Consider the following 20,142-nt stretch of genomic DNA (forward strand, 5'->3'; position numbering starts at 1 on the left):
ACTGCAGTTGGTAATGCTTTGTTTTTAAACTCAGTTTTTGGGCGATTTGGGTTGATTCCATTTTTTGGCGTTTGCTTCAGATAAAACCAGCAAAAGCCAATCCCTGTTTTTGTCGGGAACAGTAAAATCAGGCCGGTACTTCCCTTTTACTTCTTTTACCTGACCATTTTCCGGATCGATCCAATAGACTGCCCTTTTCTTTTTACGAAACACTTTCCCTGAAAGTCTTATACTTTTCCCAGCGGGGCTATAGACCAGCAGCCAATCTTTATCGGCTGTAGTGATGGCTAACCTTAAGGGGTTGAATTTCCAATTAAATCCAGCCAGAACATTGGGGTCAGGTACCATTTCCTGCCAGGGCAAACTTTCAATAATGCTCCTCATGATACCCATTTGCGCGGATCCGGGAAGGTCCATGGCTTCCTTCCATGAAAATTGAGCTCCAAATTTCGGGTCTGTCGAGCCGTCATGCATTTGCCAGATCTCATTGCAGCCATAGGTATGACCCGCTGCTCCGGAAAGCATGTTCCAGTAAGCAGATTTACGAATATCTGCTGCATTTAGCCTTTGAAAATTCCATTTATTGAGAAGGTTGGGAATATTTTCATAACCCGGTTCTCCGTCAATAACAGGTCTTATTGGATTTCTTTTTCTGGCTTTCCGGGTAAACCGGTACTCCCGAAACCCCTTTTGGTGTCTTGTTTGAAAAAGGTCAATGTCCAGCCAGGAGGCATCCGCGAAAATATCACTGGCAATATAGCCGCCATTAGGGTGGTAGCTCATCAGGCTATGCTGATCCTTCTCAGCTATCCCGGCAGCCATTTGTTCGATTATTTCTCTTTGCTGTTCATTTTCAGGAATCCGGTCGCCTCCCAATATCCATACTATATGGTTCCAATGCCCATATCTTTGGCCTAGATACCGGCCATAGCTTAGTGCGTTTTCGGGTGTGAATATTTCCGGTCCAGGACCCCATTTTTTATTGAATTTGTCTCCCCAGGTGGGAAGCAGGCCCAGGTACAAGCCCATTTCATCGGCCAAAGAGACAACCTGATCCACATGAGAAAAATAGGCTTCATTGGGCTGTTTTGGGTCATTGTTTTTCAAAGGAGTATGACCGGCAGCATTTGGAGAGTTCAGGCCGTCAAGTTCAGCTAAAATTACTGTTTGGATAAGGGTAAAGCCCTTTTTTTTCCGGTTTTCAAAGTACTGTTTGGTTTCTTCAAGTTGTAGCCGGTGCAGCATTTCCCATGCTGTGTCTCCCAACCAGAAAAATGGTTGCCCACCGGAGGTAACCAGAAAGCGTCCATTGTTACTAATCTTGAGTGCGGCCAGATTTTGCATCATTTACTCAAGGTAAATGATGCATCCAGTTGATGCAACTTTCTATCCAACCTTTTTGGGTTCCGGCTTTATTGATAGAAAGTGAAAATCCATGAGCACCCCTGGGGTACAGGTGCATTTCTGCCGGGACCTGTTTTTCCAAAAGCGCCTGATAGAACAACAAGCTGTGTTGCACAGGTACTGCGGTATCATCCTGGGAATGAAAAATAAAAGAAGGAGGAGTATCGGCCCGGACCTGTTTCTCATTGCTGAAATACGTTACCCATTTTTCGTCAGGCGCTGCTCCAATGAGGTTGTTTCTTGACCCTATGTGCGTAATGTGTTCGGTAAAAGAAATCACAGGATAACCCAAAATCATAAAGTCCGGCCGGCTGGATTGGTGTTCGATCGCGTCTTCGTCTCCAGGATTACCCTCGTCAAAATGGGTTCCTAGTGTAGCAGCCAGGTGGCCACCGGCTGAGAAACCCATGATGCCTATCTGGCCGGGATCGATGCCCCAGTCTTCAGCATGGTGCCTGACCAATCTGATCGCCCTTTGTCCATCGGCCATAGGTACGATATGCGGACTGCTTTGTGTTTCTGCCGAAGGAAGGCGGTATTTCAGGACAATGCCGGCTATTCCTTTACTGTTGAGCCATTTGGCAATGTCCAGTCCTTCCCAGTCATAGGCCAGTACACCATATCCCCCACCAGGGCAAATGATAACTGCTTTTCCCGTAGCGGCTCTTTTGGCAGGCAGGAATACCTGTATTTGGGGTTTTTGAACCTTGCTGATGACCAATATATCGTTTTCCTGGACGACTTCTTTAACATCGGTGGTTTTTTGGAAAGGGGCTTCTCCCGGATAAATGTCCAGCGTGATCGGTTGTGTTTGTGATAGGGTTATTCCGCTTATCATTGTCAGGCAGGCAAAAAGGTAAAATTTAAGCATGGTAAGTCAGCATTTTGGGTTTAGTTAAAAGCTTTGAGCATGAGCGCTGCGCCATAAGCAGAGCCTAGTGGAAAATCAGAAAATTCCAATTCATAACCTTTCAGCAGTCCATTCAGGAACCGGATAAATACTTTATTGTGAACAAAACCCCCGTCAATATACACTTTTTTGGTTTCTGACGCACCTTTAGCCAGCATTAATGAGGCTACCTGCATCCTGGCCAGGCCAAATACCAAATGGTGGTATGCCGTATCAAAATCGGCAAAAGCGGAAATGTCCCAGTTGTTTTCAGGAAAAATTTCAGCCACCAGCGGGGTCCTGGCAATGGTTTCAGGATAAAATCCTGTTTCTGTTGTCCCCGAGAGTAAACCAGTTACCTGTTTTTCATCAGGTTGAATGTTTTTGTAATACTTCGCTTCCTTCTTGAAATGAGTATTTAATTTCTGGAGCTGATGATCCAGTTCATAGCCCAGAAAGAACCGACTGGCCTTTACCGTTTTTCCGTGTATGGACAAAAAATTAAGACAATCGTTTTGCAGTTCACTGAAGCTGAGTTCCCTTTTTGGAAAAGGATTCAGGGTAATGCTCCAGGTCCCCGTGGAGATCAGCAGGAAGGGTTCTTTAATTTTTATCAGATAGGAGGCCAGGGCGGAGGAGCTGTCATGGATACCCACGCCTACCTGTACTTTTTTACCGCAAATTATTTTTTCGAAACTGTGGGTTGTAGGCACCTGTTGGGGAAGTTTCTCGTGTATACCCTCCTTGTAAACCCATTCATGATAATCAGCCTTCGGAAAATCCCATAACTTGGTGTGACAACCTATGGAGGTAGGTTCAGTCACGGCCTCTCCCGTAAATAAATAGGAGATGTACTGGGGCAGGTGTAATGAATACTTGATTTTATTGAATATTTCCGGCTTTTTCTTTTTCAGCCAGTACAGCTGCAAACCAGAATTAAGCATGCCTAAAGTGGGAGAAGCGGTTGTTTGGTTGATGGATTCTTCCGGATAGGCACTATAAAATTCCTTATGGAGATCTTCGGGAAAATCTTTAAGGTAATTGTAGATGGGGGTGACCGGTTTTCCATCCTCACCAATAGAAACAAATGATGCACCATAAGTAGAAAAATTCAAGGCTTTGACCTCGTATGCAGGATCTTTGCACAATTTTTCTACGGTGCGTTTTGCCCAGTCCGTTATTTTTTCCAGGTCATCACATTCTTCCCCATCTTCATCTTTGATAGTAGAGAACTTGACATATTCTTCCTTGATTTCATTTAAATTTTCGTCAAAGAGAAAAAATTTCTTATTGGTCTTTCCTATATCAAATATGGCGATTACCGGTATGGGCATTGTCTAAAAGGTTATTATGGATAAAATGATTTATTTACAGGCCTGTGGCCATGCTTTTTTTGCCTCTTTCCCGGACCAGGTTCTCTCTTACGTTCAGTTTTCTGAAAGCAGCAACCGGATCCAGGGCCGCATCGGCCTGCATCCTGGCTTCAGCTATCAGGGGCCTTACATCAGTTCTGAAAGCATCCTGAAGAATTTCCTGTGCTAAAACAGGATCATTTGCTTCCCGGGCATCTTCCAATGCTTGCCGATCTACCAATAATGCCTGCGCATAGGCCAATTGAATGGCCTCAACCGACTGTAACAAATCCTCCATGGGATCCTTAAGGTTGTGGCTGGCATCGATCATCCAGGCGGGATAGGGGTTTCTGGATTCCTTGTCCTGCATTCCTTCTACCAGTTCATTGAAGATCAAAAACAGTTGATAAGGCTTCATGGCACCTACCGTCAGGTCATCATCCCCAAACTTGGAATCGTTGAAATGAAATCCTCCCAATTTACCCTGCATCATTAGGGTGGCAACAATTTGTTCGATATTGGTGTTGGGCAAATGATGTCCCAGGTCCACCAGGGTATAGGCGCGTTCACCTAACTGAGAAGCCAGTAAATGAGACGTTCCCCAATCCTGAATCACGGTGTGGTAAAAATAGGGCTCGTAGGGTTTGTATTCAATAAACATCTTCCAGTCATCAGGCATACCGGCGTATATTTCCTTTAAGGAATCCAAGGTTCGCTGTAAGGCTTTTCTAAAATTCATTTGGCCCGGGAAAGAAGATCCATCTGCCAGCCATACCGTCAGGGATTTGGAACCAAGGGCTTCTCCATGCCGGATAACCTCTAAATTATGGTTTACCGCCTGTTTTCTCACTTGGGCATCGGTATGGCAAAGGGAACCAAATTTATAGGAGTGTTCCTGGTCTGCCTGATCCTGAAAGGTATTGGAATTGACCGCATCAAAAAGAAGCTTGTGTGATGCTGCATGGGCCTTTATCTGCGCTATATCCTTAGGGATGTCCCAGGGAATATGCAACGAAATGGCTCCTGAGCCTGCATTCAAAGCATGAAGAAGGCCTACGTCATCTATTTTTTCTTCCAGCGTCCGGGGTTCACCCCCACCGGGAAACCGTCCAAAACGGGTACCGCCGGTTCCCAGTGCCCAGCTGGGTATGGCGATCTGAAAGGATTGTACCTTTTGGACAAGTTTCTGCACAGAAATGCCCTTGCCTTCCAGCCGTTGGCTTATATACTCAAAACTCTCCCGGTGATCCGGGAGAGCTTTTTTATTGAGGCTATTTATTTGATTTTTATCAATCCGCATAGAAAACGCTTATCTTACAAAAGCTGCAGCTACGCCGCCATCTACGTTCAAAATATTACCCGTACTTTTACTTAGCTGTCCACCGACAAAAGCAAAAACGCCGTTTGCGATATCTTCAACGCCAATAATCTCATTCATGATGGTACGCTTGGCATAGAACGCAGGAAGCTCTTCCACCGTGATACCATAGGCTTTTGCCCTGCCTTTGGCCCATTCGCCTTCCCAGATTTTGCTGCCTTCGATCACAGCATCCGGATTCACCACATTCACCCTGATTTTGTCCGGGCCTAATTCTGCGGCCAGCAGGCGGCTCATGTGTACCTGTGCTGCTTTGGCTGTTCCATACCCCACATTGTTAGGGCCGGATACCAAAGCATTTTTACTGGCAATGTTGATGATGTCACCACCTTTGTTCTGAGCTCTGAAAATGGCGACCCCGGCTTTGGATACGGCAAACTGCCCTTTTACCAAAACGTTTTGCAAGATGTCCCAGTCTTTTTCCGAGGTTTGTCCAATTGGTTTGGAAATAGCCAGTCCCGCACAATTCACAAGCACGTCGATGCCTCCAAATTTAAGGCAGGCTGCCTGAAGAGCAGTTTCGATGTCCTCCATTTTGGTCACATCCATTACAGCTCCTGAACCGGTATCCTTATTATAGGTTCCTACCGCTTCATCCAGTCTTTCCTGGTTGATGTCTGTAATAAAGACACAGGCACCTTCAGCGGCAAGTTTGTCGGCAATCGCCTTTCCGATTCCGCCTGCACCTCCCGTAACAAAGGCCACTTTTCTGGACATTGGTTGTTCTTTGGGCATGCGTTGAAGTTTGGCCTCTTCCAGTAACCAATATTCTATATCAAAAGCTTCCTGCAGGGGCAAGGACACATAGGAGGAAATCGCCTCAGCACCCTTCATCACATTGATCGCATTGGTATAGAATTCACTAGCCACCCTGGCGGTTTGTTTGTTTTTGGCATAGGAAAACATACCAACTCCAGGCCATAAAATTACCACAGGGTTGGAATCCCTGATGGCAGGGCTATTGGGGCGCTTGTGATCTTCATAATATTTGATATAATCCTGCCTGTAGGCTTCAAACTCTTTTTCCAGATAAGACTTGATCTCCGTCATGTCTTCCAAATCCTTATCCGCGGGAATATCCAGGACCAAAGGCCTGATTTTAGTTCGCAAAAAATGGTCTGGGCAGCTTGTCCCCAGGGGGGCCAGTTTTTCCAGGTCATTGCTGTTGATAAATTCCAATACCCTGTCATCATCGGAAAAATGGCCGATCATCCGGTTATAACTGGATGCAAGGCCCCTTAAATGCGGAGCAATTTTGGAAGCCTGATCTTTTCTTTGATTGGCTGGCAAAGAAGTTACTTTCTGACCGCCGAATACAGGCCGCTTTTTGCCATAATTTTCTTCCAGGTATTGGGATGCCATGTCAATTACCTCCAGGCTGTTGATATAGCATTCATAAGCTGTGTCTCCCCAGGTGAAGAGACCGTGTCCTCCCAGCATGATACCCCGGATGCCTGGATTTTCCTTGAGTGCCTGATCAAGTTTCAATGCCAGATCAAAACCTGGTCTTTGCCAGGGAACCCAAGCGATCTGACCATCAAACAACTCCTGCGTGATCTTTTCCCCATCTTTGGAAGCAGCAATGGCAATAGCGGCATCGGGATGAAGGTGATCGATGTGTTTAAAAGGCAAAACCGCATGCAGCGGTGTATCAATGGAAGGTGCTTTGGAGTCTAAATCGTAAATACAATGGTTAAACAGCGCAACCATCTCATCTTCAAACTCCAGACCCCTGTAGACATTTTTAAGGGCCAATAACTTGTCCATGTACAATCCGGCCAGGCCATTTCTTTTTAATGTACCTATATCACCACCTGAACCTTTGATCCACATGATTTCGGTATCCTTTCCTGTTAAAGGGTCTTTTTCGATGGTTTTACAGCTTGTATTTCCACCCCCATAGTTGGTTATCCTTAAGTCTGCACCCAAAATATTGGACCTGTAGAGTAGCAGGGCGATTTGATCATCACCCAGGGCTTTTGCCTTTTCTTCGTCCCACAAGTAATCTACGTGCTTAAAAGTGTTTTTTGTAATTGCCATATTATAGATTTGAAAGATTTGTATGCTATTAAATTATTTAGCGAATATATATTATTTTGTAAAATCAACTGTCCTGTTCTATGCTGATTGCAGGTGTTTATTGCTCCCAAATGTCAGTGTTTTTACCCGTTTTTGCCCAAAAAAAGAAAGAAAAGAAGACAAAAGGAGGTTTTTTTTGGGTTTGTTCTTGAAAATCGTTGTTTTTATTCTTGAAATTCATGATTGTTTGCATGCTAATAAGGCGAAGGACTGGTGGCGGTCCATCCCCCATCAATGACCAGGCTTTGACCCGTGATGTGTCTGGCTTCCCGGGAGACCAAAAAACCTACTGCGGCAGCGATATCTCTCGGAAAAGCAGGTCTTCCCATGGGGGTGATCCTGGACCAGGTATCGGAATAACCTTCTTCTGAGGCTGTCCTTTCTGTCATTGTTGCCCCCGGAGCTACGGCATTCACGTTGATCTGGTAGGGAGAAAGTTCCAGGACCAGGGTTTTCGCCAGCATTTCAAGGGCAGCTTTACTCATGCCATAGGCAGCTAGGTTTTTATGGGCCTGGTGGCCGGTGACCGATGACATGAATAGAATGCTTCCACCGGACTGCTGAGCGATCATCTGCCTGGCAGCCTGCTGTGCCAAAAAGAAACTGCCTGCCAGGTTTAGCTGAACCAATTGGTGAAAATCCGATTCCTTGTAAGTCAGAAACTCTCCAAATACCGTAATGCCAGCATTGGCCACTGCAACATCCAAACTTCCCAATTGCTTTACCGTATGTTTTACCAGCTTCTCAATAAAAGCGGTATCGGAGGCATCCCCTGCAAGTCCCTGGCAACTATCCGGATACTCGGAATTGATTTGATCCACCGCTTTTTGGGTGAGGTCCGGGTCCAGGTCATTTAGCATAACATGCAAGCCCTTAGCAGCAAAATAGTGGCAAATTTCAAAACCTATGCCCACCCCAGCTCCTGTTACCAGGGCTACCTCTGGAGCAGGATCAATTTGATTTTTCATTCAGGGTTCTGGTTTTATTGGTGTATGACAGGTTGTTCAACTTTTTTGGAAAATGAGTTTGATCAGTGCGAGTCCTTGGTTACTTCACTTCCGGAATTTCCTTTGAGAAAATCCAGGTCAGCCCCTAGATTGGCCTGTTCCACATGTTTCACATACAGGCTGACATAACCCCTTTCGGTAGGTAAAGTGGGTTTTTTCCAGGCAGCTTTTCTTTTTGCCAGCTCTTCGTCCGAAACCAACAGGTCCAGCTTTCGGCCTTCTACATCCAGGCTGATCATGTCTCCGGTTTGAACAACCGCAAAATTACCACCTTCGGCTGCTTCCGGAGTGGCATGCAGGACCACGGTACCAAAACCCGTACCGCTCATTCTTCCATCCGAAATTCGGATCATATCATCTATCCCTTTTTCCAATACTTTTGGTGGTAAACCCATATTGCCCACCTCGGGCATTCCCGGATACCCTTTTGGACCTACATTCTTCAGGATCATAACGGAATTTTCATCGATATCCAGGTCGGGATCATCTATTTTGTTTTTATAATCGTCAATATCTTCAAATACCACAGCTTTTCCGGTATGTTTCATCAAGGCAGGACTGGCAGCTGAAGGTTTGATAATGGCTCCCGTTTCGCAAAGGTTGCCTTTTAGTACGACTATTCCGGAAATGGGATTGAAAGGAGAATCAATGGCGGCAATGACCTTCTGGTTAAAGTTTTCAAACCTTTCATTGTTTTGGCCAATGCTTTTGCCGGTCACAGTGATGGCGTCATTGTGCAGGTGATCCTTTAATTGCCGGATTACCGGAGGAAGGCCTCCCGCATAGTAAAAGTCTTCCATGAAATATTTTCCTGAAGGCTGCAAGTTGGCCAAAAGCGGAATTTTGGAAGAAAAGCGATCGAAATCCTCCAGGTTCAATTGTATGCCCATCCTGCCTGCTATGGCAAGCAAATGGATGACAAAATTGGTGGAACCACCGATAGCAGCATTGACCATAATGGCGTTTTCAAAGGCCTTGCGGGTCAGAATATCAGAAAGTTTGAGGTCATTTTCCACCATTTTTACGATTTCCATCCCGGACATGTGGGCCAGGACTTTTCGTGCGGTATCAGGTGCCGGAATTGCGGCATTACCAGGTAAGCTCAGTCCAAGGGATTCTACCATACAGGCCATGGTGGAGGCTGTTCCCATCACACCACAGTGCCCATCACTTCGGCAAAGGCTGGATTCCGCCACATACAAGTCCTCCTGGGTCATTTTTCCCTGTCTGGAAGCTTCGCTAAATCTCCAGATATCGCTGGTACTCACTTCAGATCCCCTGTATCTTCCGGTTAGCATGGGTCCTCCGGATACCACGATGGTAGGCAGATTGACACTGCTGGCACCCATAACCAGAGAAGGCGTAGTCTTATCACAGCCACAAAGCAAAACCACTCCATCCAGGGGGTTGGCCCTGATGGATTCTTCGGTATCCATGCTGGCGAGATTTCTATAGAGCATGGCTGTAGGCTTCATGACGGTTTCCCCTAGTGACATAACGGGAAATTCTACCGGATAGCCTCCCGCTTCAAATACACCCTTTTTCACAAACTCAGCCAATTCCCTGAAGTGGGAATTACAAGGAGTTAATTCCGACCAGGTATTACAAATACCGATGATCGGCTTGCCCCCTAATTCATGGGTTGGAATTCCTTGCTTTTTAAACCATGACCTGTATATCAGGCCGTCTTTGCCGGTTTTACCAAACCAGCCCTGACTTCTTCTTTCCTTTTTGCTCATTTTATGCGAGGTGTTTTGTGTCTAAAAAGTAACCTACCTTCAAGACTAGTACTTTTGTTATTTTGGAAGTATAAGATTAGTAAATGTTTGGCCAAAATAAAATTTATCCCTTTAAAATCCTTCTTTCCGAAATCAAGAATATTTTACAGCGCTATGGGACATTTATTTTTGAAAGCAGGCATAAAAATAATCATTGGAAAATGTCACTTAACATTGGATATAGCAGATTGATTTAGCAGGGATGATACGACATGATAAATTAATATTCGGTTTGAATTTGTTGTATGGCTTGCGATGAAAGCAGATTCAAAAATGGCATGGTGAAAAATTGCAGATTATCTTTTATTTTGGGCAGTCAATAAAAATACATATCGATGAGTTTTGAAATACAATCATCCATGGATACCTACGATGTTATTATTGTAGGATCTGGTGCAGGAGGAGGAATGGCCAGCAAAATCCTATCAGAGTCAGGCTTGAGTGTGGCCGTGGTAGAAGCAGGAAGTGATTTTGATCCTGCCCTTGAAGAATACCGCACCCAATTGCGCTGGCCATGGGAGTCTCCGAGACGAGGAGCCAATACAGTGAGGGCTTTTGGAGATTTCGATGCCGCTTATGGTGGATGGGATATTGAAGGAGAACCTTACACCCGGAAGGATGGGACCCAATTCGATTGGTTTCGTTCACGAATGGTGGGGGGTAGAACCAATCATTGGGGTAGAATTTCCCTTCGGTTTGGCCCGGATGATTTTAAGAGAAAAAGCATTGACGGATTGGGTGATAACTGGCCCATAGGATATGAGGATGTCAAACCCTACTATGACAGGGTGGATCAAATAGTTGGGGTTTTTGGTACAAAAGAGGGTATCCGAAATGAGCCGGACGGTTACTTCCTTCCTCCCCCCAAACCCAGGTTGCATGAGTTGGCCTTTATGAAGGGAGGGAAAAAGATCAACCTTCCCGTGATTCCTTCCAGAATTTCTGTTTTGACCCGTCCTGTAAACAACGAAAGGGGAGCCTGCTTTTTCTGCGCACAGTGTAACAGGGCCTGCCAGGTATACGGAGATTTTTCCGCAGGCACGGTACTGGTAAAACCAGCGATGAAGAAAGGAAATGTGGACCTGTATACCTATGCCATGGTGAGAAAGGTGACGACAGATGAAAACGGAGAAGCAACAGGCATTTCCTATGTCAGCAAGGTGGACATGCAGGAATACAAATTAAAGGCCAGGGTGGTGGTTTTGGGTGCTTCCGCTTGTGAGAGTGCCAGGATCATGATGAATTCCAGCTCTCCGCAACATCCCAACGGTATTTCCAATAGCAGTGGTACCTTAGGACACTACCTGCATGATTCTACAGGTGCCAGCCGGTCTGCCCTGATGCCTGAATTTCTGGGCAGGGACAAGTATAACGAAGACGGTGTTGGTTCTATGCACGTATATACACCATGGTGGCTGGACAATAAAAAACTGGATTTCCCCAGAGGATACCATTTGGAATTTGGCGGAGGCATGCGCATGCCCAATTATGGCTTTGGTTTTGGAATGGATTCCATGAGGAAATTTATAAAGGACGAATTTGGTAAGGCCAGCCCCAATGGCGGATATGGAGCTGGATTGAAAAAAGATATCAGAAGCGTTTATGGCGCAACGGTAGGTATTGCAGGAAGAGGGGAAAGCGTGCCGCAATTTGACAATTACTGTGAAATAGATCCCAATACCGTAGATAAATTCGGTATTCCTGTATTGCGTTTTCATTACAATTGGACTGAGCATGAGGTGAAACAGGCCAGACACATGCAGGATACTTTTGAAGAAATTTTTGATGCCATGGGTGCTCAGGTGATGGGCACCAAGCCTGGTGCGGAAAACCAATATGGTCTGGCTGCTCCCGGTAGAATCATCCATGAGGTGGGCACGGCAAGGATGGGCGATGATCCCAAAACTTCCGTATTGAACAAGTATTCTCAGGCTCATGAATGTAAAAACCTTTTTGTGGTGGATGCTGCTTCATTTGTCTCACAGGCCGATAAAAATCCTACCTGGACCATTATGGCCCTTTCGATCCGGACTTCTGAATACATAGTGGATCAGTTGAAAAAGAAGAATATTGGGTAAATGCATTAACCTTTGAGGTCTTTGGTCCCCGAAGCTTTTATCGTGAACGCTCCGAGAGAGACCTTCGGGGTTAGGAAAACCCCAAAGGTCATTATCTATAACCGTTGAGGTCTTCGGGACCTCGACGGTTTTTTCGCGAACGCTTCAGGTCAGACCTTCGGGGTTAGGAAAACCCCAAAGGTCAGCGTATAGTGTTTTTTGATTTTTTTATGTAAGTTTTTTATTTCAATTTCACCCCGTGGATTGGCAATACATCTTAGAGGGCCTGCAAACAGGTATACAGGAAATGAGCTGGCTGGAAGCTGTGGCCGTTTTTTTTGGCCTGGCTTCGGTATATTATTCTATGAAGGAAAATATCCTGGTTTTTCCTACGGGCATTATCAGTACCCTGATCTATGTGTGGATTTGTTTTCAGGTCAGGCTGTATGCCGATATGGGCATCAATGGCTATTATTTTGTCATGTCCATTGTTGGCTGGTATATCTGGTCTCACCCCAGACCTGGAAAAGCCAGTGTTCCCGTTACCTGGCTGGGCACCAGAGGCATGGTTAATGCCTTGCTTTTATTGCTGTTTTCCTATGTAACTTTGTACTTTGTACTTCATACCTTTACCGATAGTGATGTACCGTATTGGGATTCCTTTACCACGGCCACCGCATTTGTGGGCATGTGGTTGATGGCGAAGAAGAAGGTAGAGAACTGGATTGCCTGGATCATAACGGATGTGGTATCCGTACCCTTGTATCTTTACAAAGGCCTTTTGTTGACTTCCTTTCAGTTTCTGGTTTTTACGGTTTTGGCTGTAATGGGATTGATTGCCTGGATCAGAATAGCCAAAGTTTATGCCCTCAAAAATGGATAAAGTTGTGATTATAGGGCCCGAGTCCACTGGAAAAAGCACCCTGAGTCAAGATTTGGCGGCACATTATTCGGAACCCTGGGTGCCGGAATTTGCCAGGGATTATCTTTTGGAACTGGATCGGCCTTATCGCTTTGAAGATTTGCTTGAAATGGCCAGGGGACAAATCCAATGGGAAGATAGACGGTACAGGGAGGCAAGAGAAGTGCTTTTTTGCGATACGGATTTGCGGGTTATCAAAATCTGGAGTGAGCATAAATACGGCCGAACACACCATTGGATAGATCAACAAATTCAAAAACGGAAATACGATCTGTACTTGCTAACGGATATTGATATTCCCTGGCAGGATGATCCCTTGAGGGAACATCCTGATCCGGATATGCGGAAGTATTTTATAAAGCTATATGAGCAGGTATTGGTTTCCTCCGGGGTACCCTGGGAGAAAATTTCCGGCAGTCCGGAGGATCGGTTGAAGGCAGGAATTGCCGCCATTGAAGCAAGAAAAAAGGAATAAGAAGCGAATGACCAAATTTGCCAGGCCATTTATCTTGTTCTTTCACCGAAACTGTTATAATTTGGAAAGCATACCTCAAAAGGGCTGAATTTTACGGAAATTTTGAATATTTTCAACATTTAATAATTGCAATGACCTAAAATATGGAAAACCATAAGCAACAAATGAAAAAATATTGGAGGCAAAACATCAGAACGGTGCTGATCCTGCTTTCCATCTGGTTTCTGGTCTCCTTTGGATTTGGAATCCTGCTGGCGGAGCCCCTGAACGCCATTAAGATAGGAGGTTACAAACTTGGTTTCTGGTTTGCGCAACAAGGCTCCATATTTACCTTTGTGGTCCTGATTTTTGTTTATGTCTATAAGATGAACAAGCTGGACGAAGCATTTGATGTCAACGAAAAATAACCCCTTATGACCCTATTATGGATATTTTAACCTGGACCTACATTCTGGTAGGCCTTTCCTTTGCCCTTTACATTGGTATTGCCATTTACACCAGAGCAAGCTCTACCAAAGAATTTTATACAGCAGGCGGAGGCGTTTCTCCACTGGCCAATGGAATGGCAACGGCCGCCGACTGGATGTCGGCCGCCTCTTTTATTTCCATGGCAGGAATTATTGCGTTTTCGGGATATGATGGTTCGGTTTACCTTATGGGCTGGACCGGGGGATATGTATTGCTTGCCCTGTTATTGGCTCCTTACCTGAGAAAGTTCGGGAAATTTACGGTTCCTGATTTTGTGGGAGATCGCTATTACAGCAACAAAGCCCGGGTAGTAGCGGTGTTTTGTGCCCTGTTCATTTCTTTTACCTATGTAGCCGGACAAATGCGTGGGGTGGGTATTGTGTTTTCAAGGTACCTGGAAGTAGATATTGAAACAGGTGTGCTGATAGGCATGACCATTGTATTTTTTTATGCGGTTATGGGCGGCATGAAAGGGATTACCTATACCCAGGTAGCCCAGTATTGTGTGCTGATCTTTGCTTTTATGGTTCCTGCTATTTTCATTTCCATCCAACTGACCGGAAACCCCATACCCCAGTTGGGATTGGGTGGAACGGTGCAGGATGGCACCTACCTCCTTGACAAGCTGGATGGTATCCTGGCAGATTTGGGCTTTCATCAATACACAGCAGGAAGGAAGTCCCTTACGGATATGTTTGCCATTACACTGGCATTGATGGTGGGAACAGCCGGCTTACCTCATGTAATCGTCCGTTTTTTTACGGTACCACGTGTCAGGGATGCCAGGCTTTCGGCTGGATATGCCTTGGTATTTATCGCAATATTGTACACCACAGCCCCTGCAGTGGCAGCTTTTGGGATCTACAATGCCATAGATACTGTTGCCGGACAGCCGGTGGACAATCTTCCGGACTGGGTGGAAAACTGGCAAAAGACCAATCTGATTGTGGTGGAAGATAAGAATAACGATGGACTGGTTCAATACCTGGCTAATCCGGAAAGCAATGAACTCACAGTGGATAAGGATATCATGGTCCTGGCCGCACCTGAGATAGCAGAGCTACCCAACTGGGTGGTTGGTCTGGTGGCAGCGGGAGGAATGGCTGCGGCATTGTCTACGGCCGCCGGATTGCTTTTGGTCATTTCCACTTCTGTTTCCCGGGACCTGTTCAGAACTTTTGTTCCGGCCATGACGGAAAAAACGGAATTGATCATTGCCAGAATGGCAGCGGCTGTAGCAGTAATTATAGCCGGCTATTTTGGAATCAATCCCCCTGGCTTTGTAGCGGAGGTGGTTGCTTTCGCCTTTGGACTTGCAGCGGCATCCTTTTTCCCGGTAATAATCATGGGCATCTTTTCTACAAGAATGAACAAGGAAGGGGCCATAGCTGGTATGATCAGTGGATTGGTTTTTACCCTTGGCTACATCATATATTTTAAATTTATTCATCCTGAAGCTAATAATATGGACAATTGGTGGTTTGGAATTTCACCGGAGGGCATTGGATCCCTGGGCATGCTGATCAATTTTCTGGCTTGTTTTGTGGTTTCCAAGTTTACGCCGGATCCACCGGAACACGTGCAGGAAATGATCCAGGACATCAGGATTCCAAGGGGAGCAGGCAAGGCGCAGGACCATTAATAGAAGATTCAAATGTACCCAAGTATGGGAATTGAATAATTTTAGCGTAATTTATATCAGATTTAAAACCAAAAATACCTGAAGATGAGTGATAGAATTCATACCCTTAGCGGTTATTTCCATGAATACCAGAAAAGCGTAGCCGATCCGGAAAATTTCTGGGCCAGGGTAGCTGATTCTTTTCATTGGAAAAAGCGCTGGGACAAAGTATTGGACTGGGATTTTGAGGGGCCCGATGTCAAATGGTTCCTCAATGGCAAATTAAATATCACCGAAAATATACTGGAAAGGCACCTTTACACCATCGGAGACAAGCCTGCCATTATCTGGGAACCCAACGAGCCCGGAGAAGATAGCCGAACACTTACTTACCGGCAACTTTATGAAGAGGTTTGCCGGTTTTCCCATGTCCTGCAGGAAAAAGGAGTACAAAAAGGGGATAAGGTAATCATTTACATGCCCATGGTGCCCGAGGCAGCAGTGGCCATGCTGGCCTGTGCCAGGGTAGGTGCCGTCCATTCGGTCGTTTTTGCAGGGTTTTCCAGCAATGCCCTCTCTGACCGGATCAATGATTGCGAGGCCAAGGTGGTATTGACAGCCGACGGTAATTTCAGGGGAAACAAAAAAATTCCCGTAAAAGCAGTAGTGGACGAGGCCTTGGAAAAAACCAGCACCGTCACATCTGTAATTGTTTACCAAAGGACAGGGCAGGAAGTGACCATGAAGGAAGGCCGGGATTTTTGGTGGCATGAGGCCATAGAAGGAAAAGGCACCCAGCAGGAGGCCGTGGAAATGGACAGTGAGGACATGCTCTTTATACTATATACCTCAGGCTCTACCGGAAAGCCTAAAGGAGTGGTGCATACCTGTGGAGGATATATGGTGTATTCCAAATATACCTTTGAGAATGTTTTTCAGTACAATCCGGGAGATGTGTACTGGTGTACGGCGGATATTGGCTGGATTACCGGACACTCCTATATTGTATATGGGCCCCTGTTATCAGGGGCTACCTCAATCATGTTTGAAGGTGTGCCTACCTACCCCCATGCCGGACGTTTTTGGGAAATCGTGGATAAGTACAAAGTAAATCAGTTCTATACTGCACCTACCGCTATCCGCGCATTACAGGCACATGGTACAGAACCGATCGAACCTTTTAAACTGGACTCCCTTAAGGTGCTTGGTTCCGTTGGTGAACCCATCAATGAAGAAGCCTGGCATTGGTACCATACACATATCGGTAAAACAAAATGTCCCATAGTAGATACCTGGTGGCAAACGGAGACGGGAGGCATCATGGTCTCTCCACTGGCAGGTATTACTCCAACCAAACCTGCCTATGCCACATTGCCTTTACCAGGCGTGCAATTGGCCATTATGGATCCCGACGGTAAAGAAATGACTGGCAATTCGGTTGAAGGGAATCTATGTATTAAATTTCCCTGGCCAGGTATGATCCGGACTACATATGGAGACCATGACCGATGCAGGCAAACTTATTTTGCTACCTATAAAGGGATGTATTTTACCGGAGATGGTGTCAAAAGAGACCACGATGGTTATTACCGTATTCTGGGAAGAGTAGATGATGTGATCAATGTTTCCGGCCACCGTATGGGTACGGCTGAGGTAGAAAATGCCATCAACGAACATCCACTGGTGGTAGAATCGGCAGTAGTGGGATATCCACACCAGGTAAAAGGACAAGGAATCTATGCCTATGTGATCTGTGACATGAAAAACAGGTCCGAGCAAAGCCTGACCAATGAGATCAAGGATACGGTGACAAAAATCATTGGCCCGATTGCCAAGCCGGATAAGATTCAGATTGTTCCCGGATTGCCAAAAACCCGCTCAGGTAAAATCATGCGCAGAATTCTGAGAAAGGTAGCTGAAGGTAACATGGACAACATGGGAGATACTTCTACCCTGCTCGATCCCGATGTTGTTGAAAAAATAATCGAGGGTAGAATTGAATAAAGACTTACCCTTGTTATTTACGGGGAGAGGTGTAGGTTTGCCCACACCTTTCCCTTTCATTTCTTAGCCAAGCTCCGATATGGCCAATGTTATTGTCAATAGGGTCATTGAATTCTTAAAAAAGTATCCTCCTTTTAGTTTTTTGTCCCCTGAATTGCTTGCTCAGGTGGCCAGGGAAGTTGATTTGGTTTATTTTGAGGAAGGGGAATTTTTGTTTCAAAAAGGTGAGCCCGCCAAAAGTTATTTTTTTGTAGTCAAAGAGGGTGCCATCAAGCTGACAGATCATTTTGAGGGAAAGGAAGAAACAGTTGAAATATGTGACGAAGGAGATGTATTTGGGGTGCTGGCCCTGCTGGGCAAAAGACCTTACATCCTCAATGCCCGTGCAGATGAACACAGTCTGGTCATGGCGGTACCTGTCGGGGTATTTGAAAAAATCCTGAGCGAAAACAATAAAGTGAGCCTTTATTTTGCATCAGGTTTCGCTTCAGGACAAGTAGTGGTCCGTTCCGGATTATCCCAAACCCAAAAAGTAAGAACCCTGTTTGGGCGAGATCGAGATACCAACGAAAATGGCCTGATGCTTTTTTCCGGTCAAACTTCTATTCAATTTTCACATCCGGTTATTTATTGTCATACCGGTAATACGGTTGCTGAGGCGGTGGAGAAAATGAGCCGGGAGAAAGTAGGTTCCATTATTATTGTGGACGAAAACAAACATCCTAAGGGAATCATTACGGATAAAGATCTCAGAAATCGACTGATTGCCCGAAACCTACCTTATAGTACCCCTGTAACAAAAATCATGAGCCGCCCCGTGGTAACGGCCAAAAAGGACATGGAATTTTCCCAGGTTTACCTGAATATGGTCAAACACCGTTTACACCATTTGGTTTTCACCGAAGACGGCAGTTCGGATTCGCCTTTGATAGGGATTATTTCAGACCATGATATCCTGCTTTCGCAGGGAAACAGCCCCGCAGTATTGATCAAAGCCCTACAGGAAAGCCAGGATATCCATGAATTGGCCAAACTGAGAAATCAGGCCGAGGGCATGCTGAAATATTTCCTGGAAAATGAACTGGCCATAGAATTTATAGCAGGGATACTTACCGAGATCAACGATACCCTAATCCGACGTGCCATTGCCATGGCCAGGGCAAGACACGAAGCGGTTTTTCCTGAGCTAAGGGACCTTCAGTTTTGTTTTTTGGCCTTGGGTTCTGAAGGGAGAGGAGAGCAATTGCTCAGAACAGACCTGGACAATGCCATTGTGTATGAAGATGTAGCCGACGAGCTGAAGGAAAAAGCCCGGAACTTCATGCACCTGATAGCCAGAGATGTAATGGATATTCTATTTGCCTGTGACTTTCATTCCTGTCCTGCTGAGATGATGGCCAATAACCCCCAATGGTGCCAGCCGCTTGGACAGTGGAAAAAGTACTTTAGCCAGTGGATAAGGGAGCCCGATCCACAATCTCTGATGATGGCAACCATATTTTTCGATTTTCGGGCAGTAAGTGGCAAACAGGCATTGGCTGATGCTTTGACCCAACATGTGTATGAGGAAATCAACCAGGGGAAGGTATTTCTGAACTTTTTTGCCAAAAATGCCTTGTTAAACCCTCCGCCTCTCGGCTTTTTCAGGAACTTTATGATTGAAAAATCCGGTAAGCATGCAGAAAAATTCGATATCAAGCTTCGGGCCATGATGCCCCTGGCAGATGCCGCCAGGGTACTGATCCTTAGCCACCAGGTGGTGGGCATCAACAACACCTTCAAAAGGTATGAAAAGTTAGCCGAGCTTGAACCCAATCAGGCCGCGCTTTACAGGGATGCAGGGAAAGCCTATGAGATTTTTATGCGGATACGTGCACTAGAGGGATTATCAACAGCCTCTTCGGGAAGGTTTATTCAACCCGACAGTCTGGGAAAGTTGCAAAGGCAATTGTTGAAAAATGCTTTTTTCCCCATTGATGAAATTCAAAAAATTCTGAAAGTGAGGTTTCAGTTAGATTATTTTGGCAACTGATATGGACTGGAAAAAACTATTTGGTTTTGCTCCTCTTCCTAAACCGGAATTTATCAAAGTGTATGAAAACGCCATGGAGCGAAAAATCGCGGGAGGAAAACCAGTGTCGGAACTGGAATTTCTGGTTATCGATACGGAAACAACTGGTTTGGATATCAAAAGAGATCATGTACTTTCTTATGGGGCGGTGCAGGTTAGCCATAACCGGATCAGGATTGCAAGCGCCAGGGAATTTTACCTTAGGCCAAAAAAAAGGAACCGGGAAGCCATAAAAGTGCATGGTTTGGTTCGGGAAAGGCCTTATGTGAGCAGAGAACAGCTAATCCGAAGTTTTCTGGACGATGCCCAGCATAAAATTCTGGTAGGACACCATTTGGGCTTTGACCTGGCCATGATGGAAAGGGTGGGCAGATCCATTGGGCTACGAAAAATAAAAAATCCGGTTCTGGATACTTTTAACCTGGCCCTAAGATTGGATATGGGTAAATTTTACGATCCTCAGGCAGTGGTTTCCACGGATTATTCCCTGGACAAACTTTGCGAACGGTATGCTATTTCCCCTGATGACAGGCATACGGCTGCAGGAGATGCCCTACTCGCTGCTCAATTATTGGTCAAACTTTTAAAAGCTGCGGAAAAGAAGGGGATAAAAACTTTTGCCGACCTGATGGGCTGA

The 20,142-nt window shown here is 45.5% G+C and carries 15 protein-coding genes; 8 read left to right on the forward strand and 7 right to left on the reverse strand.

Features of this window, described 5'->3' with window-relative positions; translation table 11 throughout:
• Window positions 1-30: 30 nt before the first annotated feature.
• From G9Q97_RS20990 to G9Q97_RS21020, 7 genes are all read right to left on the reverse strand, one after another.
• A complete protein-coding gene (locus G9Q97_RS20990; RefSeq protein WP_166150530.1) occupies window positions 31-1,347 on the reverse strand; it encodes an apiosidase-like domain-containing protein in 1,317 nt (438 codons plus the stop codon).
• A 4-nt stretch (window positions 1,348-1,351) separates the two neighbouring features.
• Window positions 1,352-2,275, reverse strand: a complete 924-nt coding sequence (locus G9Q97_RS20995; protein ID WP_166150532.1) for an alpha/beta hydrolase — start codon at window positions 2,273-2,275, stop codon at window positions 1,352-1,354.
• Between the two features lie 20 nt (window positions 2,276-2,295).
• The gene (locus tag G9Q97_RS21000; RefSeq protein WP_166150534.1) at window positions 2,296-3,627 is read right to left on the reverse strand and encodes an FGGY-family carbohydrate kinase; all 1,332 of its coding nucleotides are present in this window, start codon (window positions 3,625-3,627) and stop codon (window positions 2,296-2,298) included.
• A 34-nt stretch (window positions 3,628-3,661) separates the two neighbouring features.
• Window positions 3,662-4,945: a sugar isomerase gene (locus G9Q97_RS21005; protein WP_166150536.1), complete on the reverse strand. Its 1,284-nt coding sequence runs from the start codon at window positions 4,943-4,945 to the stop codon at window positions 3,662-3,664.
• Window positions 4,946-4,954: 9 nt separating this feature from the next.
• Window positions 4,955-7,063, reverse strand: coding sequence for a bifunctional aldolase/short-chain dehydrogenase (locus tag G9Q97_RS21010; protein ID WP_166150538.1), 2,109 nt, complete (start codon window positions 7,061-7,063; stop codon window positions 4,955-4,957).
• 233 nt (window positions 7,064-7,296) lie between these two features.
• Window positions 7,297-8,070 carry an SDR family NAD(P)-dependent oxidoreductase gene (locus G9Q97_RS21015; protein WP_166150540.1) on the reverse strand — a complete coding sequence of 258 codons (774 nt, stop codon included), beginning with the start codon at window positions 8,068-8,070 and terminating at the stop codon, window positions 7,297-7,299.
• Between the two features lie 62 nt (window positions 8,071-8,132).
• Complete coding sequence (locus G9Q97_RS21020; RefSeq protein ID WP_166150542.1) at window positions 8,133-9,848, reverse strand: IlvD/Edd family dehydratase; 1,716 nt, start codon at window positions 9,846-9,848, stop codon at window positions 8,133-8,135.
• Window positions 9,849-10,222: 374 nt separating this feature from the next.
• Between G9Q97_RS21020 and G9Q97_RS21025 the strand changes: the two genes are divergently transcribed.
• The 8 genes from G9Q97_RS21025 to G9Q97_RS21060 all read left to right on the forward strand — a co-directional run bounded on the left by G9Q97_RS21025 (window position 10,223) and on the right by G9Q97_RS21060 (window position 20,142).
• Window positions 10,223-11,965 (forward strand): GMC family oxidoreductase, encoded by a 1,743-nt coding sequence (locus G9Q97_RS21025; protein WP_166150544.1) that lies wholly within the window; start codon window positions 10,223-10,225, stop codon window positions 11,963-11,965.
• 238 nt (window positions 11,966-12,203) lie between these two features.
• Window positions 12,204-12,827 carry a nicotinamide riboside transporter PnuC gene (gene pnuC, locus G9Q97_RS21030; protein WP_166150546.1) on the forward strand — a complete coding sequence of 208 codons (624 nt, stop codon included), beginning with the start codon at window positions 12,204-12,206 and terminating at the stop codon, window positions 12,825-12,827.
• Complete coding sequence (locus tag G9Q97_RS21035; protein ID WP_166150548.1) at window positions 12,820-13,341, forward strand: AAA family ATPase; 522 nt, start codon at window positions 12,820-12,822, stop codon at window positions 13,339-13,341. Before pnuC ends, G9Q97_RS21035 begins: the two co-directional genes overlap by 8 nt.
• Before the next feature lie 143 nt (window positions 13,342-13,484).
• Entirely contained in the window at window positions 13,485-13,748 is a 264-nt protein-coding gene (locus G9Q97_RS21040; protein WP_166150550.1) for a DUF4212 domain-containing protein, read from the forward strand.
• Between the two features lie 17 nt (window positions 13,749-13,765).
• Window positions 13,766-15,451, forward strand: coding sequence for a sodium:solute symporter family protein (locus tag G9Q97_RS21045; protein ID WP_166150552.1), 1,686 nt, complete (start codon window positions 13,766-13,768; stop codon window positions 15,449-15,451).
• Between the two features lie 84 nt (window positions 15,452-15,535).
• A complete protein-coding gene (gene acs / locus G9Q97_RS21050; RefSeq protein WP_166150554.1) occupies window positions 15,536-17,434 on the forward strand; it encodes an acetate--CoA ligase in 1,899 nt (632 codons plus the stop codon).
• 79 nt (window positions 17,435-17,513) lie between these two features.
• Window positions 17,514-19,466, forward strand: coding sequence for a DUF294 nucleotidyltransferase-like domain-containing protein (locus tag G9Q97_RS21055; protein ID WP_166150565.1), 1,953 nt, complete (start codon window positions 17,514-17,516; stop codon window positions 19,464-19,466).
• 1 nt (window position 19,467) lies between these two features.
• A complete protein-coding gene (locus tag G9Q97_RS21060; protein ID WP_166150567.1) occupies window positions 19,468-20,142 on the forward strand; it encodes a 3'-5' exonuclease in 675 nt (224 codons plus the stop codon).

This window comes from Cyclobacterium plantarum (assembly GCF_011290685.1).
GTDB lineage: Bacteria > Bacteroidota > Bacteroidia > Cytophagales > Cyclobacteriaceae > Cyclobacterium > Cyclobacterium plantarum.